The organism is Aureispira sp. CCB-QB1 (assembly GCF_000724545.1).
Taxonomy (GTDB): domain Bacteria; phylum Bacteroidota; class Bacteroidia; order Chitinophagales; family Saprospiraceae; genus Aureispira.
In genome coordinates this window covers 1-1492 of sequence record NZ_JHBV01000179.1, presented here as the reverse complement: position 1 = coordinate 1492, position 1492 = coordinate 1, and the positions used below count along the sequence as shown (strand labels likewise).

The window sequence follows — 1492 nt, the reverse complement described above, 5'->3', positions numbered from 1 at the left end:
ACATTCAAATAATCTGTGGTAGGATTGGGATACAACAACAAAGAAATTGCTCCTCCTTGCTCTAGCGGCAGCACGCCTGTTGTCGTATGGCAACCTGGCACCAAGCAGCCCTGGTCGTCCAATTTTATCAACCAACCTTGCTGAAAAATAATCGGATTGCTAGGAATCGTATCTACTCCATTCGCTTCTCCACATACTAAAAAACCTCCATCTGGCGTTCGCTCGGCATCATAAACCGTGTGCCGTGCATTCGCTGTGCTTAGATACTCGTAATCTCTGCTCCAAATGCTGTCTCCTTGAGGCGATAGTTTCACAATTCGCCCGTGTATAATATAATGTGTTGGATTCTGTGCAGGGTATGTTCGTGATATTGTCCCAAATGCAACTAATGTACTATCCTCTAACTCTATTATTTTCTGAAAACTGGCTAAATCATCAATAGGTGAACGTAATATTGTACCCCATAAAAAATTCTGAGCACTATCTAATTTATAGATATAACCATGGTGTAAAAAATTAGCAAACGTTCCTGTGCTATTCAGTCTTTCATAGCCCCATGCACTGGCAACCACCAAGCCGCCATCTTTGGACAGAATCAAATCGTTCACACCATGTATTTGTTGGTTATTGGGGCTTTGGTAAGTCCAAATCGTATTGCCTAGGCTGTCTATTTTTTCTAATTTGCTTCGTACCGTGTAGTTCATTTGTACGCCACTTAGGTTGTCTTGTTGGTAGCCAATTATATAGTGATTGTCGTTCGTGGCGTAAACGCAGGGAGTGTGCTCTACATAATGGGGTACGCCTCTTGTTACATGCCATTCTTTTTGTCCTTGTTGATCTAGTTTTAGAATACTTACATCACTTATTCCAAATGTATCACTAGCTGAATTTACAATTATATATCCACTATCATTGGTTATTTCCATATCGTCTGTGCGAGTAAGAATACCTGACACATATGGGTTATGATAAAATTTACCATCAATAAAATTGCCATTTGTTGTGTATTTTAGAACCCCCCCTGTATATCCTAATGAATCACTATGATGACAAGCAACAACTAGCGTTCCGTCAACATAAGTTTTTAAGGATGGATTCCAAGTTCTATAAGGATTTAAACTGTCGTAAAGAATTTTATACAAAAGTAAATTTCCTATTGTATCATATTTAACAAAGAGAGCTCCTAGACCGCAATTTATACTATCTCTAGCAATTCCTGTGGCATAATAACAGGAGTCGGTCACTTCTATGCTTGTTAAAATAGTATTTCCACAACCCAACTGCACCCGTTTATTAAACGTAGGAATTTGACAAGCACTATTATAATATAAAAAACAACATAATACAAGATAAATAATTCGCATAAGAAAAAGATAAAAGCCTATTTCCACACAGGGCAGAAATAGGCTATCAATGATACATTATTTTTGAATAACAATTTTAAAGACTTTAGCTTCTTGCCCCTCACAGAATAGTGTCGCAAAATAAATTC

At 37.7% G+C, this 1492-nt stretch carries 1 protein-coding gene; it reads right to left on the bottom strand.

Annotated elements, in window-relative coordinates:
- The coding region (locus tag CG11_RS28975) for a hypothetical protein (RefSeq protein ID WP_156039974.1) at positions 1-1364 on the bottom strand (1364 nt) is incomplete at its 3' end.
- Positions 1365-1492 lie beyond the last annotated feature (128 nt).